The following is a 25,799-nucleotide window of genomic DNA, read 5'->3' as shown; positions in this document are numbered from 1 at the left end:
GAAGTAAAGCGCAGCGTGGCCGCGATCCAGGTGTATGCACAATAATTCTTGACGTCGCCGGACGCGATGCACTATGATGCGTGACATCGGGTTCCAATCCATGCACTATCGTGCTTTGCCGCACGAGGCGCGCAGGCTGAACAGACAGCGATGTCAGCACAGAGAACAGGAGACAATGCCGTGACCCAGGTCCCCCGCGTCGACTACCAGACCGACCCTTCCCAATACAAGCACCTGAAGCTGCGGTTCGACGGACCCGTCGCCACGCTGGTGCTCGACATCGACGAGAACGCCGGCCTGCGTCCCGGCTACAAGCTCAAGCTGAACAGCTACGACCTCGGCGTCGACATCGAGCTGAATGACGCGCTGAACCGTATCCGTTTCGAACATCCCGAAGTGCGCAGCGTGGTGGTCACCAGCGGCAAGGAGAAGGTGTTCTGCTCCGGCGCCAATATCTTCATGCTCGGCGTCAGCAGCCACGCGTGGAAGGTCAACTTCTGCAAGTTCACCAACGAAACGCGCAACGGCATCGAGGATTCCTCGAAGCACAGCGGCCTGAAATTCCTCGCCGCGGTCAACGGCGCCTGCGCCGGCGGCGGCTATGAGCTGGCGCTGGCCTGCGACGAGATCCTGCTGGTCGACGACCGCTCGTCGGCCGTCAGCCTGCCCGAAGTGCCGCTGCTCGGCGTGCTGCCCGGCACGGGCGGTCTGACCCGCGTCACCGACAAGCGCCATGTGCGCCACGACGTGGCCGATATCTTCTGCACCACGACCGAAGGCGTGCGCGGCCAGCGCGCCAAGGACTGGCGCCTGGTCGACGACATCGCCAAGCCCGCGGTGTTCGCGCAGAAGGTGCAGGAGCGCGCGCTGGCGCTGGCCGCGCAGAGCGATCGCCCCGCCGACGCGCAGGGCATCGCGCTGACGCCGCTGGAGCGCACCGTCGAAGCCGACGCGCTGCGCTACGGCTACGTCGACGTGCAGATCGACCGCGCCGCCCGCACCGCGACCTTCACGATCCACGCGCCGCGCGGCCCGCAGCCGCAGACCCCGGCAGCGATCGCCGAGGCCGGCGCCTCGTGGTATCCGCTGCAGCTGGGGCGCGAGCTCGAGGACGCGATCCTGTCGATGCGCACCAACGAGCTGGAAATCGGTACCTGGCTGATCAAGACGGCCGGCGACGCGGAAGCCGTGCTGCAGATGGACGCCACGCTGCTGGCGCACCGCGACCACTGGCTGGTGCGCGAGACCATCGGGCTGCTGCGCCGCACGTTCAGCCGGCTCGATGTGTCATCGCGCAGCCTGTTCGCGCTGGTCGACGAGGGCACCTGCTTCGCCGGCTCGCTGCTGGAGCTGGCGCTGGCCTGCGATCGCATCTACCACCTGGCGCTGCCTGACGACGAGGCCCGCGCGCCAAAGATTACCGTCGGCGAAACCAACTTCGGCCTCTATCCAATGGCCACCGGCCAGAGCCGTCTGGGCCGCCGCTTCTACGACGAAGCGCCGGCGCTGGAAGCGGTGCGCGCGAAGGCCGGCCAGCCGCTCGATGCGGACGCCGCCTTCGCGCTGGGCCTGGCGACCTCGAACCCGGACGATATCGACTGGGCCGACGAGCTGCGCATCGCGATCGAGGAACGCGTGGCGATGTCGCCCGACGCGCTGACCGGCATGGAGGCGAACCTGCGCTTCAACGGCCAGGAGACCATGTTCACGCGCATCTTCGGGCGGCTGACCGCCTGGCAGAACTGGATCTTCCAACGGCCCAATGCCGTCGGCGACAAGGGCGCGCTGAAGGTCTACGGCAAGGGCGACAAGGCGGCATTCGACTGGAACCGCGTCTGACCGCAGGCCGGCGACGCGGCGACGAACGACACAACCACACAGCGACACAGCGACATATCACCGGGAGACCAACGATGTCCGGTATCAACTACAGCGACAAGATCCCCAACAACGTCAACCTCAGCGAGGACCGCACGCTGCAGCGCGCGCTGGAGCAGTGGCAGCCGAACTACCTGAGCTGGTGGAACGACATGGGCCCGGACGGCTCGCAGAACTTCGACGTCTACCTGCGCACCGCGATCAGCGTGGACCCGCAGGGCTGGGCGCAGTTCGGCTACGTCAAGATGCCGGACTATCGCTGGGGCATCTTCCTGAACCCGGCGGAGCAGGGCCGCAAGATTCATTTCGGCGATCACAAGGGTGAGGACGCCTGGCAGGACGTGCCGGGCGAATACCGCGCCAACCTGCGGCGGATCATCGTGACGCAGGGCGATACCGAGCCGGCCTCGGTCGAGCAGCAGCGCCATCTGGGCCTGACCGCGCCGAGCATGTACGACCTGCGCAACCTGTTCCAGGTCAATGTCGAGGAAGGCCGCCACCTGTGGGCGATGGTCTATCTGCTGCACAAGTACTTCGGCCGCGACGGCCGCGAGGAAGGCGAGGCGCTGCTCGAGCGGCGCAGCGGCGAGCAGGACAACCCGCGCATCCTGCAGGCGTTCAACGAGCGCACGCCGGACTGGCTGTCGTTCTTCATGTTCACCTACTTCACCGACCGCGACGGCAAGTTCCAGCTGTGCGCGCTGGCCGAGAGCGCCTTCGATCCGCTGGCCCGCACCACCAGGTTCATGCTGACCGAGGAAGCGCACCACATGTTCGTCGGCGAATCGGGCGTGTCGCGCGTGATCCAGCGCACCTGCCAGGTGATGAACGAGCTGAAGACCGACGATCCGGCCAAGCTGCGCGCCGCCGGCGTGATCGACCTGCCGACGATCCAGCGCTACCTGAACTTCCACTACAGCGTGACCATCGACCTGTTCGGCGCCGACGAGTCCAGCAATGCCGCGACGTTCTACAGCACCGGTCTGAAGGGCCGTTTCGAGGAAGGCAAGCGCAACGACGACCATCTGCTCAAGGACAGCACCTATCGCGTGCTGCAGGCCTCGGGCGGTCAGCTGGTCGAGAAGGAAGTGCCGATGCTGAACGCGCTGAACGAGGTGCTGCGCGACGACTACATCAAGGACAGCGTGGCCGGCGTCGAGCGCTGGAACCGCGTGATCGACAAGGCCGGCATTCCGTTCCGGCTCAAGGTCCCGCACAAGGCCTTCCACCGCAATATCGGCGCGCTGGCCGGCGTCAAGGTGTCGCCGGACGGCCGCGTGATCTCGGACGCCGAATGGCAGGCCAATGTCGGCCAGTGGCTGCCGACCGAAGACGACCGCGCCTTCGTCGCCAGCCTGATGGGCCGCGTGGTGGAACCGGGCAAGTTCGCCAACTGGATCGCGCCGCCGGCAATGGGCGTCAACCGCCAGCCGGTGGATTTCGAATACGTGCGGTTCAACTGAGCGACGGCGAGAGCAACGGCAATATCGGCGCAACAGCGCCAGCAACAACGACAGCGACCGCGCGTGACCGAACGCAGCGCCGAGCCGCGGCAGCATCTGGAGACGGCCATGGATATGGCAGACATGCAAATCATCAAGCAGCATCTGATCGACCCCGAGATCTGCATTCGCTGCAATACCTGCGAGATGACCTGCCCGGTCGGCGCGATCACGCACGATTCGCGCAACTACGTGGTCGACGCCGACAAGTGCAATCTGTGCATGGCCTGCGTGTCGCCGTGCCCGACCGGCTCGATCGACAACTGGCGGATGGTGCCGCGCTCGCGGCCCTATACGCTGGACGAGCAGCTTGGCTGGGACACGCTTCCCGACGAACTGAGCAGCGAGCAGCTGGCCGCCAGCGGCGTAGGTGCCGAGGCGATCGCCGAAGCGCAGGCGCTGGAGGCGGTGGAAGAGCCGGTCGATCCGGCCCTCGCTCAGAACGCGCCGTTCAACAGCGCACAATACGGCGCGACGCTGCCGCCATGGTCGGCCGCGCATTGCTACACCAATCTGTACGGACCGAAGGCGGCGATCAAGTCGGTCACGGCCACCGTGGTCGGCAATGTGCGCGTGACCGAGGTCGGGCGCGACTACGACACCCATCACCTGGTACTGGACTTCGGCGCGATGCCGTTCCCGGTGCTGGAGGGCCAGTCGATCGGCATCGTCCCGCCGGGCGTCGACGAGCAGGGCCGCCCGCATCATGCGCGGCAGTACTCGGTGGCCAGCCCGCGCAATGGCGAGCGGCCGGGCTACAACAACCTGTCGCTGACGATCAAGCGCGTGCTCGAGGACCATCAGGGCAATCCGGTGCGCGGCGTGGCCTCGAACTATCTGTGCGACCTGCAGGTCGGCGATACGGTCGAGGTGATCGGCCCGTTCGGCAACAGCTTCCTGATGCCGAACCATCCGCGCTCGAACATCGTGATGATCTGCACCGGTACCGGCAGCGCGCCGATGCGGGCGATGACCGAATGGCGCCGCCGGCTGCGCAAGTCGGGCAAGTTCGACGGTGGCAAGCTGATGCTGTTCTTCGGCGCGCGCACGCAGGAGGAATTGCCGTACTTCGGTCCGCTGCAGAACCTGCCGAAGGACTTCATCGATATCAACCTGGCGTTCTCGCGCACGCCGGGCCAGCCCAAGCGCTATGTGCAGGACCTGATGCGCGAACGCGCCGCCGACCTGGCGCAGCTGCTCGCCGATCCGGACAGCTACTTCTATGTCTGCGGGCTCAAGAGCATGGAGGAGGGCGTGGTGCTGGCGCTGCGCGATATCGCCGAACAGGCCGGTCTCGATTGGGAAGCGGTGGCCGCTTCGCTGAAGCGCGAAGGGCGGCTGCATCTGGAGACGTACTGAGCTTGCGTATCGCCCTGACCTGGGCTTCGGAGGTTCACAAGGCCGGCCGCCGCGCAAACGCGGCGCCGGCCTTGTTCTTGTCGTCGTTCAGTCGGTCCAGCTGGGGCGATGCTCGCCCAACGCCGGCACGTGATCATCGCCATCGGGCAGGCCGAGCGAGAAGCGCACCGGAAAGCGGACCGCGATGCGATCCTGGTCCGGGTCCGACACCGCACGAATCGTGCCGCGCGCCTGCACGTGCGAGTCCTGCAGCAGCTCCTCGGCATTGAGCACCGGCGAGATCGGCAGATCGACGCCGGCCAGCAGGTCGAGCCATTGCGCCAGCGTGCGGCTGACGAAGATCTGCGCCAGCAGCGCGTTGACCTCGACCTTGTGGCGCTGGCGACCGGCCCGCTCGACGAAGCGCGGGTCCTTCAGCGAGGGGAATTTGTCGCCCAAGGCGTCGCACAGGTTCAGCCAGAACTTGTTCTCCAGAATGCCGAGCGCCAGATGGCGGCCGTCGCGCGTCTCGAACAGGTCGTTCTCCGGCATCACCGTCGGCGAGCGCAGCGGGGTGTCGGCATGCTGGCGCGCGGCCCAGGCGCCGTGGGCGGTCCACGACAGCATCGCATCGTGGATCGAGACATCGAGATGCTGGCCGCGCCCGTGCTGGCGCGCGCTGAGAATGGCGACGGTCAGCGCCAGCGCCGCGTAGCTGGACGCGGCGTAGTCCGACACCCGCACGCGCGGCCGTGCGACCTTGTCGCGCACCTGTACCGGGGCGGCCCAGTAGCCGGCCAGCGCCAGATAGTTCAGGTCGTGGCCGGCGTGCTCGGCATAGGGCCCCGTCTGGCCGAAACCCGAGATCGAGCACAGCACGATGGCCGGATTGGCCTTGGCCAGTTCGGCGTAGTCCAGGCCGAGCCGCTGCATCACGCCGGGACGAAAGCCCTCGACGACCGCATCCGCATCGCGCACGAGCTCGAGGAAGGCCGCGCGTCCGTCGGCATGCTGCAGGTCGAGCGCGACCGAACGCTTGCCGCGATTGAACTGCGCGAACACCGAGGCGCTCAACGTGCGCGAGGTGTCGCCGACGCCGGGCCGCTCGACCTTGATCACCTCGGCGCCCAGCTGCTGCAACTGCAGCGTCGCATGCGGGCCCGGCAGCAGCTGGCTCAGATCGATGATCCGGACGTCCTTCAGGCAGGACCAGTCGGGCTTGGTGGACGGTGCGGTCAAAGGCTTGCTCGATCTCATGGCCGGCGCCCGCTCAGCCGATATCGGCCGTCATGCCGATATCGCGCATCAGCGACGCATAGCGCTTGGTCTCGGCGGAGACCATCTCGCGGAACTGCGCGGGCGACGCGCTGCGGCGCAGCTCGCCCGCGCTGGCCTCGAGCAGCGCGTCGAGCTTGCCGCTGGCCTGAACCTCGTTGATCGCGGTGAACAGACGCTGGGTCAGCGCCGGCGGCAGGTTGGCCGGCGCGAACAGGCCGCTCCAGTTGTCGAGCACGAAGCCGGGCGGCAGCGCCTCGGCCAGTGTCGGCACATCGGGGAAGTAGCGCGAGCGCTCGGCCGTGGTCACCGCGAGGGCGCGGACCTGGCCGTTGCGCAGGTACGAGGTCGCGGTGCTGAGCACCGGCATGCCGAACTGCGTCTGCCCGGTCAGCATCGCCGTCAGGATCTCGGGCGCGCCCTTGTACGGCACGTGGACCGCTTCGGTGCCGGTCTGGTGCAGCATCGATTCGACGGCCAGATGGGCGATGCTGCCCTTGCCGCCGGAGCCGTAGTTCAGCTTGCCCGGGGCGCGCTTCATCGCGGCGATCAGTTCGGCCGCGGTGCGGTACGGCGAGTTAGCCGGCACCACCAGCGCGGTCGGGCCGCCCGACAGCGGCGCGATGCAGGTGAAGTCGCGCGCCGGGTCGTACGGCATCTGCTTGTACATATGGATGTTGATCACGTGCGTGTTGGCCAGCACGCCGAGCGTGTAGCCGTCCGCCGCGGCGCGCTTGAGCGCGCGGCCGCCGATGATGCCGCCCGCGCCGGGCATGTTCTCGACCACCAGCGGCTGGCCGAGCTTCGGTGCCAGCTCGGCCGACAGCGCACGCGCCATGTTGTCGGGCGAGGTGCCGGCGAGAAAAGGCACGATCAGCCGGATCGGCCGGTTCGGATAGTCGTTGGCCGCGTACGCGCGCGGCAGGATGCCGCCCAGTGCCGCGGCGCCCGCGGCGGCCAGCCATGTTCTGCGATGCATTTGCTGTCTCCTGTACTGATGGCGCAGTCTGGGGCTGCGTCGATCGTTGCCTGGTTGGGGCTCGTGGTGGGATCGCAATGGCCACCCAACAAACCCCTGCGCTACCTATCGAGCCTTCTCGCCCGCACGCCCTTTCCCCGCCTGCTCCATCAGCGGCTCCAGAATCGCCCGCGCAATGGTATTGCGCTGGATCTCGCTGGTGCCCGTGAAGATGCGGAACATGCGCAGCTTGCGGAACGTCTGCTCGACCGGGTGCCCGCGCGTGACGCCCACATTGCCGTGGATCTGCACCGCCTTGTCGGCGATCTCGAAGCAGCGTTCGGACACGAACAGCTTGCAGGCCGCCGCCTTCATCCGCAGATCGGCGCCGCTGTCGGCCAGCGCGGCGGTCTGCGCGATCATCGCTTCGCATGCCCACAGCGCCGCCGCCATATCGGCGAGCATATGCTGGATCGCCTGGAACCGCGCGATCGGGCCGCCAAACTGGCGGCGCTTGCCCGCGTACTCGACCGAAGCGCGATACACGCTGGTGGCCAGACCCAGCATGCTCGGGCAATGCAGCAGCCGGTTGACGTTGATGCGGGACATGCTCAGCTTGAAGCCATTGCCTTCGCCGCCGAGGATATTGCTGCGCGGCACCCGCACATCGACCATGCGGATATCGGCGTCGATATGCTGGCCCGACATCGGCGTGTATTCGGTATCGACGGTGACGCCCGGCAGGTCGAGGTCGACCAGCACCGCGCTGATCGACGGCGGCGTGGTGCTGGCGTCGGTCACGCACAGCACGATCGCGAAGTCGGCGAACGGGGCGCCGCTGATGTAGTGCTTGTGGCCATTGATGACCAGCTCGTCGCCGTCGGCCACCGCGGTCGTCGAGATGCTCATCGCGTCCGACCCCGAATGCGGCTCGGTCATCGCAAAGCAGGTCGAGCGCTCGCCGCGGATCACCGGGCCGAAATAGCGCTCGATCTGCTCCGGCGTGGCGTACTTCAGCATATTGCCGACGCGCGGCGGACCGCCGAGGTCGCCCAGCACATGCGGCGCCAGCGAGCAGCCGCTGGCGGCGATGTCGGCCTTCAGCGCGCACTGCTCGGCGATATTCAGGCCCTTGCCGCCCAGTTCGACCGGCAGGCAGGCGGCGTAAAGACCCAGCTCGCTGGAGCGGCGCCAGACGCGGCGCAGCACCTCCTTCGGCCACGGGTCTTCCGAGCCCAGGCCGAGCTCTTGCTCCATCGGGCGCAGTTCCTCTTCGATGAAGCGCCGGATGGCGGCCCGCGTCTCGACCAGCACGGGATTGGTCAGGTATTCGAACATGGTGTCGTTCCTTGGTGTCGTAGGCGGTGGGTCGCGTGTCGGCTCAGGTTTCAACTCAGGCGTCAGTTCACGCGCCGTTCCTGACCTTGCCAATAGCGCTCCCGCACCAGCTTGCGGGCGAGCTTGCCACTGGCGTTTTTCGGCAGCTCGCTGACGAAGTCGATCGAGCGCGGCGTCTTGTAATCGGCGATGCGCGCGCGGCAATGCGCGATCAGGTCGGCCGCGCTCAGTTCGCGCCCCGGCCACAGCGTGACCACGGCCTTGACGCTCTCGCCCCAGGTCGCATCGGGCACGCTGATCACGCAGGCTTCCATCACGTCGGGATGCTGGTACAGCGTCGCTTCGACCTCGGTCGGGTAGACGTTGAAGCCGCCGGAAATGATCATGTCCTTCTTGCGGTCGACCAGGTAGATGAAGCCTTCCTCGTCGACGCGGGCCAGGTCGCCGGTATGCAGCCAGCCGTCGATCAGCACCTCGCGGGTCAGCTCGGGCTCGCCCCAGTAGCCCTGGAACACGTCCTCGCCGCGGATCACCAGTTCGCCGATCTCGTCGCCGCTGACTTCCTCGCCGCGCTCGTTGACCACGCGCACCTCGGTCTCGCCCATCGCGCGGCCGCACGAGGCCAGGCGCTCGGGGCGGTTGGCCAGCGCATCGGCATGATCGGCGGTGGACAGGCGCGTGACCCCGGAGGTCGATTCACTGGCGCCATAGCCCTGCGACAGGATCGGGCCGATGCGCTCCCACGCCTCGCGAATGCGGGCCGGGGCCATCGGCGCGGCGCCATAGGCCAGCGTCTTCAGGCTGGACAGGTCGGCGCTGGCCAGCGATGGCTCGGCCAGCACCATATTGATCATCGCCGGCACCATGAACACATGGGTGATGCGCAGGCGGGCGATCTCGGCGAGGAAATGCGCCGGCTCGAACTTGTCGAACAGCACCAGCGTCGCGCCGCAATACAGATAGGGCTGCATCAGCATGCCCGATGCGTGCGTGACCGGGCCGATCAAGGCCAGCCGGTCGCCCGAACGGGCAGGGCGGTCCATGCCCAGCACGATCTTGCGCAGCGACGCGATGCGGTTGCCGTAGCTCTGCATCGCGGCCTTGATCTTGCCGGTCGAACCGGACGAGAAGTGCAGCACCGCGAGGTCGGACGCCTGCGGCGTGTAATCGGGCGCCTCGGTGCCGCCACGGCTGACCACTTCCTCGTAGTCCAGATAGCCGGGCGCGGATTCGCCGATCGCGATAAAGGTCTCGACCGAGCCGAAGCCGGCCGTCTGCGGGCCATAACCGGTGTAGCCGCGGCCGGCGATCATCACGCGCGGCCCGCAGTTCTCTACCACCTGGGTCGCCTCGGCGGCGGTAAAGCGCGGATTGAGCGCCGCCTTGACCAGCCCGGCCTTGAACAGCGCGCATTCGATCTCGACCAGCTCGGTGCAATTGCGCGACTGCACCGCGACGCGGTCGCCCTTGATCAGGCCCAGTCCCAGCAGCGCGTTGGCCAGCCGGGTCGAGCGCTCGTCCAGCTGGCGATAGCTGAGCGCGCGGTCGCGATACAGCACCGCAGGGCGGTCGCCCCAATAGCGCGCGGCACGCCGCAGGAAATAGGCGAAGGTCATCGATGTCTCCTTGATCTGCTTTGGCGGCAGTTTGGAAGACGCGAGACATCACTACAATGCTGCATTGGAAATAAAGCCATAACCGACGGGAATGCGAGGGAAGCGGCATGGAGACACGCGATCTGGAGTACGTGCTGGAGGTGGCCGCCCATGGCGGCATCGGCCGGGCCGCCGAGGCGCTCGGCATGAGCCAGCCGGCACTGACCAAGGCGGTGCAGCGGGTGGAAGGGCAGATCGGCCTGCCGCTGTTCGAGCGCACCGCGCTGGGCATGCGGCCGACCCAGGCGGGTGCGGCCTTTATCGAGCGCGCCCGGCGCATCCGGCTGGAATATGAGGACGCGCTCGCCGAGATGCGCGGCATCCGCACCGGCGAGCAGGGCGTGCTGCGGCTCGGCTATTCGCCGTCGATCCCAAACCCGGTGGTGCTGGACTCGTGCCGCCAGCTGATGCAGGAGCGGCCCGTCGCGCGGCTGCGGCTGACACGGCGGATGGCGCGCGACCTGATGGATCCGCTGCTGTCCGGTGAACTCGATCTGGCCATCGCGCCGGTGCCGCGCCAGCGGACCGACGAGTTTGTCGTCCACGATCTGTTCGACGACACGCTGGCGGTGGTCGCCGACGAGTCGCATCCATTGCATGGCAAGCGCGGGCTGCGGCTTGCCGACCTGGTCGAGCAGGAATGGCTGCTGCCCGGTGCGCATATCCTGCTGCGCCAGCAGCTCGAAGCGGCTTTTCAGCAGCGCGGCCTGCCGCCGCCGAACCTGCGCGTCGAATCGGACTTCGGCAGCGCCTCGCTGTTCTATCTGATGCGGGGCACGCGCATGCTGAGCATCGCCGGCGCGCAGATGGCGCGGCCGCTCGCGGGTTTTCGGGCGCTGCAGTTGAGCAGCGAAGAACTCGATCTGCGCCGGCGCGTTGGTGTCATCGCGCGCGCCGGCGCCTATTTGTCGCCGCTGGCGCAGCGGATGGTGGCGATTCTGCAGGCGAGGGCGATATAGGTCAGTGTGCCGGCATTACGAATGTGCAGCAGAAAAGGGAAGGGTAATGGCACGCCTGCCCGCCGCTATACTGGAGCACCGTTGCACCGACCATTTGTGGGACCACCACACCGTGAATATCGGGCTATTCCTCGTTCCCTTTGCCATTGCCGCTGCATTGCCGGGGCCGGCCGGCGCGATTGCCGCCAAAACCTAGGCGGATTCCGGTCCTGGTTTTCGCGGACCAGCAAAAATACAACGGACACAGAGATTTAAAAAGATTTCATATCGGCAAGCCCGTCGTTGTTGTATTTGTATTGGCCAAAATGGGTCGCATAAATACAAAAGGGGTCGGCGCGAGCCAGCGCCAATGCCGATACGATGAAATTCTCAGTCTTTCTGCTCGGAGCCGGAACCATTGCCGTGATGCTGATGGGCGCGGCACAGGTCAAGGGCACGCTGACGAACGCGCCGATCGCCGCGTTGGCTCCGGGTTTTCACGCGGATGGCGAGCATTTTGGCGGCAGGCCTTGCGCCGCGCCGTGCGCGGAGCTGTTCCAGGGCTATGCGTGGGCGCTGATGCACGACGTGCGTCATGCCCGGTCCTGCGAAGCGGTACAGCCGGACTTTCGCGCCGGCTGCATGCAGTACGTCGATGATCTGAACATGCGGCGCAGCGCCCGGGCGGTGGCGCAGCGCCAATCCGGCCCAACTGACGTCCCAACGCCGGGCGGGTCCGCGAAACCGATCGGACCCACGCCGACGCTGGTGCTGCCAGTCTCTACATCCGGTACCGCAACGTCGCCATGACGCTGCGCGGCGCGCCCGGCAGGTTCAGGTTCGGGCTCGAACCGTGGCCCGACACGATATAGCCCTTGTCGAACAGGTTGTACAGGTTCAGCTGCAGCTCCATCGGTCCGCGCCGGTACCACGCCATCATGTCGGCCGTGACATAGCCGGGCAGCGTCACGGTGTTTTGCGGATCGGCCATGCGCGCGCCGACCAGGTTCAGGCCGCCGCCGATGCCGAAGCCGTGCCCGAGTTCCTTGGTGACCCAGACATTGCCGCTATGGCGGGGCGTCAGCGTGGCACGCTTGCCTTCGAGCGCACTGCTCGAGCGGGTGACCTGCGCATCGAGGTAGGCGTAGCCGGCCAGCACCTTCAGGCCCCGGCCCAGATCGCCGGCGACGGTCAGCTCGGCACCGTCGGTGCGCTGTTCGCCGATCGGCATCAGCGCGGTGCCGGTGGCGTTGGCCACCTTGATATTGGTGCGTTCCAGCCGGAATACCGACACCGTGGTGCTGAGGCGGCCGTCGAGGAAATCGTATTTGGCGCCGATCTCGGTATTGCTGGTTTTTTCCGGGGCCAGCTCGGCGTTATTGGCGGCCAGCGAAAAGGCTTCGCCCGACGGCTGGAACGAGCGGCTCCATGACAGGTAGTACGACTGCGTCTTCGACGGCTGCCACACCAGGCCGGCGCGCGGGCTCCACGCGTTGTCGGTACGCGCCAGGCCGCGCTGGTTCGGGCGGCGGTCGACGGTCTCCTGCTCGAAGCGGTCGTAGCGGATGCCGACCAGCGCCTTCCATTGTTCGCTCAGCGTGATCATGTCCTGGGTGTAGAGACCCAGCGTCTTGAAGGTGCCGCGGTTGGTGGTGCCGGGCGTGCCGCCGATCAAGCGCGGCACAGTCGGCAGCACCGGATTGAACAGGTCCACCTCCGTGAAGTTAGTGCGCGAATAGTTGACCAGGTCCTTGTTCTGCTGGCCGACCTCGACGCCGTACAGCAGTTCGTGCTTCATGCCGAACAGCGTGGCCTTCTGCGTCAGGTCGGTCTGGTTGAACCAGCCATGCTCCTCGCGGTAGACGTTGGAGCGGTTCAGCGACACCGTGCGCCGCGCCGCGTTGACGGTCCCCGGCAGCGTGTTGTTGCGGTCCAGCGAATAGTGGTAGTAGCGCGTGGCATTGCGGATCGACCATTGGTCGTTGAAGCGATGCGTCAGCGTGGCGGTGCCCGAGTACACGCGCGACTGGCTGTAGTCGGCGTCGCGTGCATTGGCCGCGCCGTAGTAGGTGGACGCCGGCACCTCGACCGGACGGCCGTTGAACGCCGGGATGCCGAAGTCGGTCACGCGCCGGTCTTCCAGATAGTCGGCCTGCAGCAGCAGCTTGGTATCCGGTGCGAGCTTCAGGTCCAGCGACGGCGCGATCGCGGTGCGGTCCAGAAACTGCTGCGAGCGGTAGCTGTCGGCGCGCTGCACGGCGCCGGTGATGCGAAACGCCGCCGCGCCATCGCCGAACACGCGGCCGACGTCGACCTCGCCGCGCCGGTCCGCCCACGAGCCGTAACTGAGGCTCAGATCGGTGATGTCCAGGCCCGGCTTCTTGGTCACGCGGTTGATCAGGCCGCCCGACGAGCCGCGGCCGTACAGCACGGCGGCCGGTCCCTTGATCACCTCGATCCGCTCGACGTTCGACAGGTCGCGGAAATACAGCGCGTCGTCCCGGATGCCGTCGACGAACTGGTCGGCGATCGCGGTGAAGCCGCGGATCGTGACCTGGTCGCGCTGTCCATCCCCATGCGAGAAACCCACCCCCGGCACGTTCTTCAGCGTGTCCTGGATCGAGGCCGCGTGCTGGTCGCGCATGACCTCGGCCGTCACCACGTTGACCGTCTGCGGCACGTCGCGCAGCGGGACATCCATCTTGGTGGCGGTGACGGTATCGGGCGGGTTGTAGCCCTCGCCCAGCTCGCGGCTTGCGCTGGCCTTGACCTTGACTTCGGGCAGCGTTTCGGTGGCCTGGGCCCGGACGGCGGCAGGGGAAAGAACGGACGCCGCCAGCAGGGCGGCGGTGATCGGGTGACGCTTGGCTCGCATTTTGTAATGAACTGTAATATTTTTAAGGGAATGCGAATTATTATCATTACAAGATATGCGGTCAACTGCCTAATCACCCGTTCGTGGGGTGCGGCCAACGGTGCAAGCATGCAAAGTGCAGATTTCAACGCGTACCGCGGCCGGTACCACGCTGCGTGGCCATGGAGAATTCGCGACTGGCAGCGTCCGCCAGGGCCCCGCGGGCGTATGCTTGCACGGTAGTCAGCCGTCCCCGTTACCAATGCCTCCGCTTCGTTCCCGCCGTCCGTCGTCCACCTCCCGTAACCCGCACAGTTCCTCGCCGTTCCGCCATTTCCGCCGGTTCTTTCCCGATCCCGAACGGCTGCAACAGCACCGGTGGCTGCGCTGGATGGGGCCGATCCTGCAGCACCCCCGCCTATGGCATGTCAGCCGCCGCGGCATCGCGCTCGGCGTCGCGCTGGGCCTGTTCTTCGGCCTGCTGCTGCCGATTGCGCAAATCCCGATGAGCGGCGCGGTGGCGGTCGCCTTGCGAGCCAACGTACCGGCCGCGGTGGCCAGCACCTTCGTCAGCAACCCGCTGACCTTCGGGCCGATCTACTACGCCGCGTGGCGGCTTGGCAGCGCGGTGCTCGGAGAAGGCGGTCCGCCACCGGCGCCGGAAGCGCTGGCGGCAGTTGCCGAACCGGGCCCGATGGTCAATCTCGTTCCGGGAGGCGGCGGCCCGGCGGCGGCGCCCGCCGAGGTGGAGAAGGAGAGCTGGTGGACGGAAACCCGCCGCCGCTTGCTGGGCGTCGGCAAACCGCTGTTGCTGGGGCTGGCGCTGATGGCGAGCGTGACCAGCGTGGTCTTCTATTTCGGCGTGTCCTGGGTCTGGGCGCTGCGCACCCGGCTGGTTCGGCGCCGGCGTGTCAGAGCGGCGCGAGGGGAAGGGAAGCCCGGTGGCGGACAGCCTCCCGCCAAGCGTTGACCGAAGCACGCGGCCGATGGAACGGGTGGCGTTTGCGCCAAGTGATGTCCGCGGTTTTGCTGTAGATGTTGCTTTCCGGCATACGCATTTCTACCTAATGTTGCAATGCGTCAATCCTTTGCCTACAATTCGGGAAAACCCCATAAGGGTTATCCCTGAAAGGAAGGACGCCATGAACACCCAATCCGATATCAAGCTGACCGATCAACTCGAACGTGACCTGATCGAGCGTGAACTCGACGCGCCGCGCCTGGGCTTTGCCTACGACGTCAAGCGCGCCATCGCCGCCGTGCAAGGCGTGCTGGCCCGTCTGCAGTCGGACGCCCGCAAGGCCAAGATCGTCTTCGCGAACGGCTAAGCAGCCGGCTCGACCCCTGCATCGCGATAGTCCCCCGCTGTCGCGTCGCGGCAAGCGATAGGGTCACCCAACAAGAAACCGGCCCGGCATCGGCCTCGCAGCAATGCGCTGCGGGACCGATGCCGGGCCGGTTTTTTTGTCGGGCCGATCAGCGTGCGCTGCCTTCCGATTCCTTCGGGGTTTCCTCCGAACCGCCGGAGGCGGCCGCGTCGGCGCGTGCAGGGGCCGGGGCGGGGCGGCTCACCGCCGCCGCGGGCGGGCGCGGCTGCCACGACACGCTGATGTCGCCGTTGACGAAGGTCTGGCAGGCGAGCCGGTGGCCGCTCGCCAGTTCCTGCTCAGTCAGCAGTTTTCTCTCCTTGGCCTTGACCTCGTCGGTGTGTTCGAGGCCGCTGTCGATATGGCACTTGCAGGTCCCGCAAAGGCCGCCGCCGCACTTGAACGGGATGCCGCCCTGTTCGCGCAGCGAGACGCGCAGCAGGTTGCTGTTGGGCGGGGCGGTGGCGGTCTTGCCGTTGTTGCTGACGAAGGTGATCTGGATCATGGCGATGCGCTGCGAGAGAGCGTGTTCGGGATTTCGGGATGTCGGATGTCAGATGGCGACCAGCGTCAGTTCCATGCTGCCGAACGAGGCGAGCCGGCGCAGTTCCTCGCGCGCCGCTTCGACGGTGGCGTACTTGTCCAGGAACTTGGTCGGGACGTGGTTGACGATGCCGGGCGGCGTTTCCTCGACCACGCGGACCTTGGCCTCGTGCTCGAGCCGGGCGATGACGAAGCGCACGGTGGGTTTGCCGTAGAAGCGGTACTCGTAGCGTTCCACCGGCGTGATGCCGTCGACCGGCTCGGTGCGGAACTGGCCGGGGCGGCTGGTCAGGATCACGTACATGGCTTGCGGTTCACGATGCCGGCCATCAGGCCTTGATCCCGGCCGGTACGCGGCCCGCGGCGTCGGCGGCTTCCTCGGCCGGCGACAGTTCGTCCTGCGCCAGCTCGATGTCGTGTTCGATCCAGAGCTGGCAGATCAGCCGGTAGCCCTGCTCGAGCCGCTCGCCCAACTGCTTTTTCTCTTTCCAGTTCGGCGGCGGCAGGTGTTCGGCGCCGGCGAGCACGCGGCAGGCGCATTTCGAGCACTTGCCCATGCCGCACTCGTAGCGCAGGTTCGGATAGGGAAACTGCCGGATCCCGGCACGCACCACCAGATTGGTGCGGGGCGCGACCTCGTCGCTGTGAACCTGGCCGTGCCGGTGAAGAAGAACCTTGGGCATGATGTCGTCCTGCTTGTTGCTGTCTACGTGTCTATCTGTTTGCGGATGTCGCGGGCCAGGGCGGCGGCGGTCGGGTCAGGACCACAGCAGCATCGCCGCCACGGTCGAGCAGGCCAGCCCGATCACCACCGGAATCAGCAGCGCACGCACCGCGTCCAGCACCGGCACCCGGGCGAAGCCGGCCACCGCGATCAGCGAGGACCAGGCGATCAGCGTGCCGCCACCGGTCCAGACCGCGCCCATCTGGCCGACCGCCGCCAACGTGGCCGGATCGAAGCCCACCACCGGGCCCAGTGCGCCGGCCAGCGTGCCGGTCAGCGGCAGGCCGGCGAAGCCCGAGCCGTCGATGCCGGTGATCATGCCGACCAGCAGCACGCCGAACGCGACCAGCATGTGGTTGTCGGGAATCAGGTGCTGATACGACTGGATCAGTTCGAACAGCAGGCTCGGGGCCTTGCCCGGCGGCAGGCCGAGAATGTGGGCGGCGGTCTCGCCGGCGCCGACGAAGAAGAAGCCGGCGATCGGCAGCACCGAACCCATCGCCTTGAAGGCGAACACGAAACCGTCGGTGATGTGCTCGGGGCAGACATCGAGCATCCGGCGCGGGCCTTCGGCGGCCAGCGTCGCCAGCATCATCAGCACCGCCGCTACGCCGCCGACCAGCGCCGCGGCCTCGCCCCCCTTCAGGTCCTGCACGCCGGTGCCCAGCTTGGGCAGCACCATCACGGTGACCACGGCGAGGAAGGCGATCGGCGTCACGATGGCGAAGCACTTGGACCATTTGATCCGCTTGCGCTCGACCATCGACAGGCTGGCCTCGATATTCGACTCGGTGGCCAGCGGCTCCTCGTGCGCGGTGGCGCGGGCGATCTCCGCCTTGTCGAAGGTGCCGCCGCCGCCGCCGTCGTCACCTAGGCCGAGCGCGGCCCCGCTGGCGCGCTGTTGCCAGCGGTCCAGCAGCGTGCCGCTGGCGGGGACGATGTGTTTGCGCATCGACAGGTAGGCCAGGCACAGCGCGATGGCGCCGGTGATGATCGACAGCGTCAGCGCGCGGTCGGCGACCACGGCCGCGCTGACCGCGGCGCCGGCCGCCTTGGCGCTGATGCCCGGGGCGACACCGATCACATAGTCCGACGACAGCGCCATGCCCTGGCCGGCGATCGCGATTGCCATCGCGCCGGCCAGCGGCGGCAGTCCGGCCGCGATCGCCGCCGGCAGCAGGATCGCGGACACCAGCGGCACCGCGGGTGTCGGCCAGAAGAACAGCGAGATCACATAGGTCACGGCGGCCAGGATGAAGAAGGCGCTGTGCCCGTTCTTCATCACCACGCGGAACGGCTCGACCATGCGGATATCCGAGCGCAGCGTCTTCAGCGCGTTGAGCAGCGCGGTCATGAAGGCGATGACCAGGAAGATATTGAACAGCTCCTTGGCGGCGACCAGGCTCGCCGAGAACACGCCCGCCAGCGCGGACACCGGGCTGCCGGTCAGCGCGAACACGACCAGCGCGGTCCCCACGATGGAGGGCACGACGACATTGGCGCGCAGGATCATCGTCAGCACGATGACCGCGACCCCCATGAGATATATCCAGTGCGCGGCACCGATCACGACTTCGTGTTGCATGAAAGCTCCGTGGGGCGAGAGGTGGTTCGTCTAGCTCGACCGTCCTTCGGGTGGGGGTCTGAACGGTATACTATATTCCGTACGCCTGCGCCGACAAGCGAAATCGTATACGGATATACGCTGATACCGGAGTGGGGTAGGTCGCCGGAAAGGCGCACCAGCGCTGGGATTGATGCCCTTCAACCAGCACCGTTGCGGTGCGCGCGGTGACGGGCGACTTGCGTTCTGGTGAATCTGGTATGTAGACTGTATACCAATTCCGGCGGCTAGGGTATTTGACCACGGCCATTGCCCGTCTGTGAGCCGGGCCGCCTCGAGCGGTCCGCGCTCTTCCAATCCCTCTTCCTCATGACCACCACGCTGCCCGCGCTGATTGCCAGTCTGTTGCCGACGCTGTCGCCGGCGACGTCCTTGCTGCCCGCCGTGCCGCTGTCCGAATACGGGTGGATGGGCGCGACGATCTTCGTCGGTGCCTGCCTGCAGGGCGTGGGCGGCATCGGCTTCGCGATGCTGGCTGCACCGCTGGCCGCGATGTTCTTTCCGCAGCTGGTGCCGGGGCCGCTGTTGGCGATGGGTGGCTGTCTGTCGCTGCTGGCGGCGCTGCGCGAGCGCGAGGCGATCGCCTGGCGTTTGACCGGAACCGCGTTGCTGGGCCGCACGCTCGGCGGCCTGATCGGCGTGCTGGCCATTGCGTGGCTGCGGCCGCAGTGGCTGGCGGTGGTGTTTTCGTTGTCGATCCTGCTGGCGGTGGCGCTCAGTGCCCTTGGCTGGCGTGTGCGGCCCTCCGCTGGAAACCTGGCGATCGCCGGCACCGCGTCCGGCTTCATGGCGACGCTGACGTCGGCGGGCGCGCCGCCGTTCGCCATCGTGATGCAGCACATGAGTCCGGCGGCGATGCGCGCAACGGTTGGCTGCATTCTCGGTGGCGGCGCCGTGTTGTCGCTGGCGATGCTGGCCGGGGCGGGGCGCTTCGGTATTGCGGACCTGACGTTGAGCGCGCTGCTGGCGCCGTTCCTGCTCGCCGGGTTTGCGGTGTCGAGCCGGCTCAAGGCGCGTGTATCGGCGGTGGCCGTGCGCCGGCTGCTGCTGGCCTTGTGCGCGGCGGGCGCGATCGCCGTGCTGGTCCGGGTGGTGCTGCAGGGCTGAGCCCCCCGGCGCTACCTCGAACTCGCCCCAACTTCGACTTCGACTTCGACTTCGACTTCAATCACACACCCAACGCAGGAGACCCGATGCAGCACATCACAGACGAAATGGTCGACCGCCACGTGGCGCCCGAAGACGTGCAACGCATCATGCTCGAAGCGTTCCGCAGCTTCGGGCAGGGCAATGCCGCCATGCAGCAGCGCATCCGTACCGAGGCGGGCGGCGTCAAGCTGTCGACACTGGGCGCGGTGATACCGGAGCAGGGCGTGGCCGGCGCCAAGGTCTACACGACCATCGACGGGCAGTTTTCCTTCGTGATCCTGCTGTTCTCGACCGAGGATGGGCGGCCGCTGGCGTCGTTCGATGCGGGCGCAATCACGCGGCTGCGCACCGCGGCCTGCACGGTGGTCGCGGCCCGCCATCTGGCGCGGCCCGATGCCCGTACGCTAGCGCTGTTCGGTGCCGGCACGCAGGGCGCCGCGCACGCGAGGCAGTTGAGCGCCGCGTTGCCGCTGGAGCGCATCCTGCTGTGCGATCCGTATGCGCCGGCCGATCTGCCGGAGCGGCTGAGCCAGAGCTGCGGCATTCCGGTGCTCGTGACGGAGAACGAGGCTGCGGTGCGGGAGGCCGACATCGTCGTCACAGCCTCGCGCTCGACCACGCCGCTGTTTTCGGGCCAGGCGATCAAGCCGGGGGCGTTCGTCGCGGCGATCGGTTCGAGCCTGCCCCATACGCGCGAGCTCGATGACGTAGCGCTGTCGCGCGCCTCGGCCGTGGTCGTTGAATGGAAGCCTCAGTCCACGCGCGAAGCCGGCGACATCGTGATGGCGGGGCAGGGCGTGCTGCCCGAATCGAAGCTGGTCGAACTGGCCGATGTCGTGCTGGAGCGCGCGCAGCCCCGGCGCAGCGACGACGACATCGTCATCTACAAGTCCGTGGGCGTGGGCCTGGAAGATGTGGCACTGGCCGGGCTGGCGTGGCAGCGGGTGCAGGCGGCTGCGCGATGAGTCGTTAAGCCACTCGGTCGCCGCCTGCGCCGGGACGGCGTCGCCAGCAGTTTCGTCGTCCCCGCGCAAGCGGGGACCCAGCGACTTGCTTCGCGGCGGAAACGTCGGACTCGCTGGAAACACAAGGTAAACCCCGATGAATAAAACCATCCAGGCCCTTGTCCGCCCGCTAAAGTGTATATAGTATACAAACATCGGACGAACGATCCGTCCGACCCAACCATTCCGAACCGTCAGCCAACAAGGAGCCCCACATGGCCGAATTGATGAACCGAGAAGAATTCCGCGCCGCGCTGGAAGAAGCGATCAAGGGCAAAAGCGCCAACCAGGCGCCGTTCAGCAAGGCCTGGGCCACCGGCAAGCTGAGCCGCGCGCATCTGGCACGCTGGGCCGAGAACCACTACCACTATGTCGGGCCGTTCGCCGATTACCTGGGCTACATCTACGCCCGGATGCCGGATCGGTATACCGAGGCCAAGGACTTCCTGCTGGCCAATATGTACGAAGAGGAAATCGGCGGCGATCGCCACACCGATCTGCTGATCCGCTTCGCCGAGGCCTGCGGCACCACCCGCGAGCGCGTGATCGATCCCGACAACATGTCGCCGACCACGCGCGGTCTGCAGTCGTGGTGCTATGCGGTGGCGATGCGCGAGGACCCGATCGTCGCGGTGGCTGGCCTGGTGGTCGGGCTGGAGTCGCAGGTGCCGTCGATCTACCGCAAGCAGACGCCGACGCTGCGCGAGAAGTACCAGTTCACCGACGAGGAGGTCGAGTTCTTCGACCTGCATATCGTCTCGGACGAAATCCACGGCGAACGCGGCTACCAGATCGTGCTCGAGCACGCGAATACGCCCGAGCTGCAGCAGCGCTGCCTGAAGATCTGCGAGATCGGCGCGCAGATGCGGCTGCTCTATACGACCGCGCTGTACTACGACTATGTCGCCCACGAGCTGCCGTTGCCGGAACTGGAACTGGCTGCGTAAAGCGCGACGCCAGAGCCGTGCCCCGCGGCGCCTGCCGGCGCCGCGCTCCTTCCCCTGACTGCCTGATGAGCGCCGCACAGATGGAACCGTTCTACAACTACATCGATGGCGAATGGACCGTGTGCCAGTCCGGCCGAACCTTCGACAACATCAATCCCGCCGATACGAAAGACGTGGTGGGCCGCTTCCAGGCATCCGCCGCCGAAGACGGACAGGCGGCGGTGGCGGCGGCCGCCGCCGCCTTCGAGGGCTGGAAGAACACGCCGATCGGACGCCGCGCGGCCATCCTGAACCGCGCCGCGCAGCAGCTCGAAGCCAATGCCGACAGCATCGCGCGCGAACTGACGCGCGAAGAGGGCAAAGCGTTGAGCCTGGCGCGCGACGAGGTCCTGCGCTCGGCGCAGACGCTGCGCTTCTATGCCGTCGAAGGCCAGACCTTCACCGGCGAATCGTTCCCCAACGACGACGGCGACATGCTGGTCTACACGCAGCGCGAGCCGCTGGGCGTGGCGACGGTGATCTCGCCGTGGAATTTCCCGATCTCGATCCCGGCGCGCAAGATCGCGCCGGCGCTGATCACCGGCAATACCGTGGTGTTCAAGCCGTCGTCCGATGCGCCGCTGAGCGGCTATCGCTTGGCCGAGGCGCTGATCGACGCGGGCCTGCCCAAGGGCGTGCTGAACTTCATCACCGGCAGCGCCGCCGACGTGGGAGCCGCGATCACGCAAGCCCCGGCCGTGCGTGCGATCTCGTTCACCGGCTCGACCCGCGCCGGCGAGCAGATCCATCGCTCGGTGCCGCTGACCACGCGCACGCAGATGGAGCTGGGCGGCAAGAATCCGCTGCTGGTGATGGAGGACGCCGACCTCGACCAGGCCGTCGAACTGACGATCAAGGGCGGCTTCTCGCTCAGCGGCCAGGCCTGCACCGGCACCAGCCGCGTGCTGGTCGCCGAGTCCGTGCGCGAGGCCTATACCGAGAAGCTGCTGGCCCGCGTCAAGACACTGAAGATCGGCAGCGGCCTGACGCCCGGCATGGACCTCGGTCCGCTGGCCACGCGCAACCAGCTCGACAACGTGCTGCGCTACATCGACATCGGCAAGTCCGAGGCGACGCTGCTGTGCGGCGGCGAGCGGCTCGGCGGTCCGGAGTACGACAACGGCTTCTACGTGTCGCCCGCCGTCTTCACCGATGTCACGCAGGACATGCGCATCGCGAGAGAGGAGATCTTCGGGCCGGTGATCGCGATCATCGCGTTCAGCGACTACGCCGACGCGATCGCCAAGGCCAACGACACCGAGTACGGCCTGGCCGCGGCGATCGTCACACGCAATCCGCGCTACATGCATCGCTTCGCCGCCGACATCGAGGCCGGCACCGTCAAGATCAACCGCACCACCACCGGCAATCTGGTCAACGCGCCGTTCGGCGGGCTCAAGCGTTCGAGTACGTCGACCTTCCGCGAGTCCGGCCGCACCGGCCTCGAGTTCTATACCCAGATCAAGACCGTCTACCGCGGCCTGTAAGCAATACGCATCGCAGCATCGCAGCATCGCTACACCGCATCGACCAGGAGAACATCGCATGAAACAAGCCATCAAGCTCGAACTGCGCGAAGCGCGCCATATGGTGGCCGCGGCCATCGCCAAGTCCGAGGAGATCGGCGTGCTCGAATCCATCTGCGTGGTGGATGAGGGCGGCTATCCGCTGGTGCTGGAGCGAATGGACGGCGCCCGTATCACCGGGCCCCAGATCGCCTGGAACAAGGCCTTTACCGCGGCCGGCCACAAGCGCTCGACCCATCTGTTCACCACGCCGCCGAACGGGCCCGCGCTGCCCGGCAACGAAGCCTTCGGCATCCAGTGGAGCTTCGAGGGCAAGTTCGCGGCCTTCGTCGGCGGCTTTCCGATCGTCGTCAACGAGCAGGTGATCGGCGGCATCGGCCTGAGCGGTGGCAACGGCGAGCAGGACACGCAGGCGGGCCTCGCTGCCTTGCAGGCGTTGCAGGAACTGCTGGCACCGCAGGACCTGAAGGTGGTGGTGCAGGCCGATATCAAGCGCTGAACCGAGCGCTGACCCAAGCGCTGCACGAAGCGCTGCACGAAGCGCTGACCCACGCCGCATCTTTCAACCGGCCATTCGGAACGCATCATGTCTCACCGCATCCAGATCCTCGAAACGCAGCAGGCCTTTTTCGTCGAGCGCGGCGAAACGCTGCTGCAGGCCGCACTCAAGGCCGGTATCGCGCTGCCGCACGATTGCCAGCTGGGCGGCTGCGGCACCTGCCGGATGAAGCTCGTCGAAGGCGAAGTCCGCTACGAGGAGGAGCCGATGGGGCTGGCGCCCGACGAGGCGGCGGCGGGCTATGCGCTGGCCTGCCAGGCGCAGCCGGTTGGGGATCTGGTGATCAGCACCGCGCGCGAGGACGAAGCCTGCGCCGAGCCGATGCGGCATCGCGCGCGCATCGAGCAGGTTCTTCCGCTGACGCCGACCGTGCTGCAGGTCCGGCTGCAAGTGCCGGATCTCGACGCGGCGCTCGACTATCGGCCGGGCCAGTATCTGAAGCTGATCGCGGGCGAGGGGCAGGCGCGCAGTTTCTCGATGGCGTCGGTGCCGCAGGGCGGCAGCATCGAACTGCATGTGCGCCGCATTCCGGGCGGCGCGGTCACCGACCGCATCCTGCCGGGCCTTGCGCCCGGCGATGCGGTCGAAGTCGAGCTGCCGCACGGCAACTTCTTCTATCGCGCGCGCGACTATCGTCCGTTGCTGATGGTCGCGACAGGCACCGGCATCGCGCCGATCAAGGCGATTCTCGAATCGCTGATGGACGATCCCGACTGCCCGCCGGTATCGCTGTACTGGGGCATGCGGGAGGAGGGCGATCTCTATCTGCACCAGCAGATCGAGGGCTGGGCCGAGCGCCTGTACGACTTCCGCTATGTGCCGGTGCTGTCGCGCGGCGGCGTCGGCTGGCGGGGCCGCCGCGGTTATGTGCACCACGCCGCGGTCGACGATCTCGGCGACCTGTCCGAGCACGCGATCTACCTGTGCGGCTCGCCGGACATGATCCGCGACGCGCGCCAGGCCTTCCTCGATCGCGGCGCCAGCACCGAGCACATCTACGCCGACAGTTTCACGTTTCAGCGGGACTGAGGCCCGGCGGCCGTGGAGGGGCGGCGACCGCGCCGCTTCGTTCGGTAGCTGGTATACAATGACGCCAGCCTTTGGCGCGGGCTCGCACCGACCCGGTGCCTCGCAGCAGCGCCTGGGTCCCCGCCAATTCGCGCGCTGTCCAATCCGATCGCCTCGCCATCCGCCATGTCCCTCCGCCCGTCCGTTTCCGCCGCGCCCGATCAGGAAGTCGTGAGCCTGGGCGCCAGCCATTCGCCGCTGTTCGCGCTGGTCACCGACAAGCTGCGCGAGCGCATCCTGAAGGGCGACTACGAGCCGGGCGAACGCCTGGTCGAGAACAAGCTGTCGGCGGAACTGGGTGTGTCGCGCATCCCGGTGCGCGAGGCGCTGCGGGCGCTAGCCAGCGAAGGGCTGGTGCTGATCGAACCGCGCCGCGGCGCCTCGGTGGCCAAGCTGTCGCCCGATATCGTCCGCGAGATGGTGGAGGTGCGCGCCACGCTGGAGGGGCTGAACGCCAAGCTCGCCGCGCAGCGGCGCGATCCGGCGCTGATCGCGGAGCTCGAGGCGGTGTTGCAGCAGGGCATGGAAGCGGCGGCCCAGGGCAAGGCCGACGAACTGCTGACGCTGAATTCGCGTTTTCACGAGGTGCTCGGCAATATCGCCGCCAACAGCGTGCTGCAGGAAATGATGCGCTCGCTGCGTGAGCGTACCGCGGTGCTGTTCGGGCCGGCCAACACGGTGCGCGCTCGCCAGAACTGGGACGAACACGCGCAGATCCTGCAGGCGGTGATCGCCGGCGATGCCGATCTTGCGGCCCTGCTGGCCGCGCGGCATGTCTACAGTGCGGCCAAGGCGGCCGAACTGCCGGTCGGCGAGCAGCACGCCGCCTGACGGCTGTTGCCCGAGACCGGGCCGGGCCGATCCTCCGGCCTTCCTGTTTTCCCCTTCCCGATTTCCCTGTCGCGGTGCACCACGGCAGCGGTGCGCCGTGCCGCCGTCCTTTGGCGCCTTCGCGCCTGCGGGCGCGGCATGCCGCCGTGCCCCGGCATCGGCCGCGCGCACGGGTCCGGGGCGTCAGGCGCACCGTCATGGCGCAATGCACAAAAATTGTGTATACTGTCGACTGTTGTAAACGCAATAGAGAAAGACCATGACTTACCGCGACACCAATGCCCGGGCGTCGTATCTGAAGACCCCGATCGGCCAGCAACTGCTGCGCCACTACGCGGCCCGCGACGCGGTCCGTCATGCCACGCCGCTGATCCCGCTGCGAGCCGCCGATGTGCTGCGCTTCGTGCAGTGCCTGTTTGGCCGCGCTGGCTGCGGGCATCGCCCGGCATAACGGCCAAGGCCGATACAACGCTCACCTCGTTCCCGCGCCGGCGGGGACCCAGTGTCTTCAGAAGCCGCTGGGTCCCCGCCTACGCGGGGATGACGACGGTGCAAGCAATCTGAACCGCCCTTCGGGGCGGTTTTGCTTTTCCGGCCGCTCTCGTGTGCGGCACTGCTTCGAATGTGCGGCACCGCATCGTGCCGCCATCTTCCCGGACCGATTCTTGCGTCCAGCGCCACC

General features: G+C 67.2%; 25 protein-coding genes. 16 read left to right on the top strand and 9 right to left on the bottom strand.

The window, feature by feature from the left end; genetic code table 11:
- Window positions 1-180 precede the first annotated feature (180 nt).
- The 3 genes from boxC (at window position 181) to boxA (ending at window position 4,739) form a co-directional block, all read left to right on the top strand.
- Window positions 181-1,839 carry a 2,3-epoxybenzoyl-CoA dihydrolase gene (gene boxC / locus F7Q96_RS20160; RefSeq protein WP_053823594.1) on the top strand — a complete coding sequence of 553 codons (1,659 nt, stop codon included), beginning with the start codon at window positions 181-183 and terminating at the stop codon, window positions 1,837-1,839.
- Between the two features lie 74 nt (window positions 1,840-1,913).
- Window positions 1,914-3,341 carry a benzoyl-CoA 2,3-epoxidase subunit BoxB gene (gene boxB / locus F7Q96_RS20155; protein WP_053823595.1) on the top strand — a complete coding sequence of 476 codons (1,428 nt, stop codon included), beginning with the start codon at window positions 1,914-1,916 and terminating at the stop codon, window positions 3,339-3,341.
- A 108-nt stretch (window positions 3,342-3,449) separates the two neighbouring features.
- A complete protein-coding gene (gene boxA, locus F7Q96_RS20150) occupies window positions 3,450-4,739 on the top strand; it encodes a benzoyl-CoA 2,3-epoxidase subunit BoxA (RefSeq protein WP_053824563.1) in 1,290 nt (429 codons plus the stop codon).
- Window positions 4,740-4,826: 87 nt separating this feature from the next.
- Here boxA and F7Q96_RS20145 read toward each other — a convergent pair whose 3' ends face one another.
- From F7Q96_RS20145 to F7Q96_RS20130, 4 genes are all read right to left on the bottom strand, one after another.
- On the bottom strand, window positions 4,827-5,975 hold the full coding sequence (locus F7Q96_RS20145) for a CaiB/BaiF CoA transferase family protein (RefSeq protein ID WP_053823596.1): 1,149 nt from the start codon (window positions 5,973-5,975) through the stop codon (window positions 4,827-4,829).
- A 13-nt stretch (window positions 5,976-5,988) separates the two neighbouring features.
- Window positions 5,989-6,972 carry a tripartite tricarboxylate transporter substrate binding protein gene (locus tag F7Q96_RS20140; RefSeq protein WP_053823597.1) on the bottom strand — a complete coding sequence of 328 codons (984 nt, stop codon included), beginning with the start codon at window positions 6,970-6,972 and terminating at the stop codon, window positions 5,989-5,991.
- Between the two features lie 105 nt (window positions 6,973-7,077).
- The gene (locus tag F7Q96_RS20135) at window positions 7,078-8,289 is read right to left on the bottom strand and encodes an acyl-CoA dehydrogenase family protein (RefSeq protein ID WP_053823598.1); all 1,212 of its coding nucleotides are present in this window, start codon (window positions 8,287-8,289) and stop codon (window positions 7,078-7,080) included.
- 62 nt (window positions 8,290-8,351) lie between these two features.
- Complete coding sequence (locus F7Q96_RS20130) at window positions 8,352-9,905, bottom strand: AMP-binding protein (protein WP_053823599.1); 1,554 nt, start codon at window positions 9,903-9,905, stop codon at window positions 8,352-8,354.
- A 107-nt stretch (window positions 9,906-10,012) separates the two neighbouring features.
- On the opposite strand from F7Q96_RS20130, the gene F7Q96_RS20125 reads away from it, so the two are divergent.
- The 3 genes from F7Q96_RS20125 to F7Q96_RS20120 all read left to right on the top strand — a co-directional run bounded on the left by F7Q96_RS20125 (window position 10,013) and on the right by F7Q96_RS20120 (window position 11,692).
- On the top strand, window positions 10,013-10,903 hold the full coding sequence (locus F7Q96_RS20125) for a LysR family transcriptional regulator (RefSeq protein WP_053823600.1): 891 nt from the start codon (window positions 10,013-10,015) through the stop codon (window positions 10,901-10,903).
- Window positions 10,904-10,949: 46 nt separating this feature from the next.
- Window positions 10,950-11,099, top strand: a complete 150-nt coding sequence (locus F7Q96_RS26890) for a hypothetical protein (protein WP_158507280.1) — start codon at window positions 10,950-10,952, stop codon at window positions 11,097-11,099.
- 206 nt (window positions 11,100-11,305) lie between these two features.
- On the top strand, window positions 11,306-11,692 hold the full coding sequence (locus F7Q96_RS20120; protein ID WP_144425930.1) for a hypothetical protein: 387 nt from the start codon (window positions 11,306-11,308) through the stop codon (window positions 11,690-11,692).
- On the opposite strand, the gene F7Q96_RS20115 is transcribed toward F7Q96_RS20120, so the two are convergent.
- The gene (locus F7Q96_RS20115; RefSeq protein WP_053823602.1) at window positions 11,664-13,757 is read right to left on the bottom strand and encodes a TonB-dependent receptor; all 2,094 of its coding nucleotides are present in this window, start codon (window positions 13,755-13,757) and stop codon (window positions 11,664-11,666) included. The two genes, F7Q96_RS20120 and F7Q96_RS20115, sit on opposite strands and share 29 nt — an antisense overlap.
- Window positions 13,758-13,998: 241 nt before the next feature.
- On the opposite strand from F7Q96_RS20115, the gene F7Q96_RS20110 reads away from it, so the two are divergent.
- Both F7Q96_RS20110 and F7Q96_RS20105 read left to right on the top strand, forming a co-directional pair.
- On the top strand, window positions 13,999-14,706 hold the full coding sequence (locus F7Q96_RS20110; RefSeq protein WP_226995036.1) for a DUF2062 domain-containing protein: 708 nt from the start codon (window positions 13,999-14,001) through the stop codon (window positions 14,704-14,706).
- A 172-nt stretch (window positions 14,707-14,878) separates the two neighbouring features.
- A complete protein-coding gene (locus F7Q96_RS20105) occupies window positions 14,879-15,064 on the top strand; it encodes a hypothetical protein (protein WP_006575737.1) in 186 nt (61 codons plus the stop codon).
- A 148-nt stretch (window positions 15,065-15,212) separates the two neighbouring features.
- Here F7Q96_RS20105 and F7Q96_RS20100 read toward each other — a convergent pair whose 3' ends face one another.
- The 4 genes from F7Q96_RS20100 to F7Q96_RS20085 form a co-directional block, all read right to left on the bottom strand.
- Window positions 15,213-15,608, bottom strand: a complete 396-nt coding sequence (locus F7Q96_RS20100; RefSeq protein WP_151023186.1) for a 2Fe-2S iron-sulfur cluster-binding protein — start codon at window positions 15,606-15,608, stop codon at window positions 15,213-15,215.
- 48 nt (window positions 15,609-15,656) lie between these two features.
- A complete protein-coding gene (locus F7Q96_RS20095; protein ID WP_053823603.1) occupies window positions 15,657-15,950 on the bottom strand; it encodes a hypothetical protein in 294 nt (97 codons plus the stop codon).
- 25 nt (window positions 15,951-15,975) lie between these two features.
- Window positions 15,976-16,329, bottom strand: a complete 354-nt coding sequence (locus F7Q96_RS20090; protein ID WP_053823604.1) for a 2Fe-2S iron-sulfur cluster-binding protein — start codon at window positions 16,327-16,329, stop codon at window positions 15,976-15,978.
- 75 nt (window positions 16,330-16,404) lie between these two features.
- The gene (locus tag F7Q96_RS20085) at window positions 16,405-17,955 is read right to left on the bottom strand and encodes a hypothetical protein (RefSeq protein WP_053823605.1); all 1,551 of its coding nucleotides are present in this window, start codon (window positions 17,953-17,955) and stop codon (window positions 16,405-16,407) included.
- A 447-nt stretch (window positions 17,956-18,402) separates the two neighbouring features.
- Here F7Q96_RS20085 and F7Q96_RS20080 point away from each other — a divergent pair, with 447 nt between their 5' ends.
- The 8 genes from F7Q96_RS20080 (at window position 18,403) to F7Q96_RS20045 (ending at window position 25,568) form a co-directional block, all read left to right on the top strand.
- Window positions 18,403-19,101 carry a sulfite exporter TauE/SafE family protein gene (locus F7Q96_RS20080; RefSeq protein ID WP_053824565.1) on the top strand — a complete coding sequence of 233 codons (699 nt, stop codon included), beginning with the start codon at window positions 18,403-18,405 and terminating at the stop codon, window positions 19,099-19,101.
- Between the two features lie 86 nt (window positions 19,102-19,187).
- Window positions 19,188-20,108, top strand: a complete 921-nt coding sequence (locus F7Q96_RS20075) for an ornithine cyclodeaminase family protein (RefSeq protein ID WP_151023184.1) — start codon at window positions 19,188-19,190, stop codon at window positions 20,106-20,108.
- 254 nt (window positions 20,109-20,362) lie between these two features.
- The gene (locus F7Q96_RS20070; protein ID WP_053823606.1) at window positions 20,363-21,094 is read left to right on the top strand and encodes a TenA family transcriptional regulator; all 732 of its coding nucleotides are present in this window, start codon (window positions 20,363-20,365) and stop codon (window positions 21,092-21,094) included.
- Window positions 21,095-21,174: 80 nt separating this feature from the next.
- Window positions 21,175-22,620 carry an aldehyde dehydrogenase family protein gene (locus F7Q96_RS20065; protein WP_082371856.1) on the top strand — a complete coding sequence of 482 codons (1,446 nt, stop codon included), beginning with the start codon at window positions 21,175-21,177 and terminating at the stop codon, window positions 22,618-22,620.
- A gap of 58 nt (window positions 22,621-22,678) precedes the next feature.
- On the top strand, window positions 22,679-23,158 hold the full coding sequence (locus F7Q96_RS20060; RefSeq protein ID WP_006575728.1) for a GlcG/HbpS family heme-binding protein: 480 nt from the start codon (window positions 22,679-22,681) through the stop codon (window positions 23,156-23,158).
- Window positions 23,159-23,245: 87 nt separating this feature from the next.
- Window positions 23,246-24,247: a 2Fe-2S iron-sulfur cluster-binding protein gene (locus tag F7Q96_RS20055; RefSeq protein ID WP_053823608.1), complete on the top strand. Its 1,002-nt coding sequence runs from the start codon at window positions 23,246-23,248 to the stop codon at window positions 24,245-24,247.
- Window positions 24,248-24,412: 165 nt separating this feature from the next.
- Window positions 24,413-25,117, top strand: a complete 705-nt coding sequence (locus F7Q96_RS20050; protein ID WP_023264630.1) for a GntR family transcriptional regulator — start codon at window positions 24,413-24,415, stop codon at window positions 25,115-25,117.
- Window positions 25,118-25,376: 259 nt separating this feature from the next.
- A complete protein-coding gene (locus tag F7Q96_RS20045) occupies window positions 25,377-25,568 on the top strand; it encodes a hypothetical protein (RefSeq protein WP_053823609.1) in 192 nt (63 codons plus the stop codon).
- Window positions 25,569-25,799: the final 231 nt, after the last annotated feature.

Source organism: Cupriavidus gilardii (assembly GCF_008801915.1).
GTDB lineage: Bacteria > Pseudomonadota > Gammaproteobacteria > Burkholderiales > Burkholderiaceae > Cupriavidus > Cupriavidus gilardii.
This window is presented reverse-complemented; position numbering and strand designations above follow the sequence as displayed.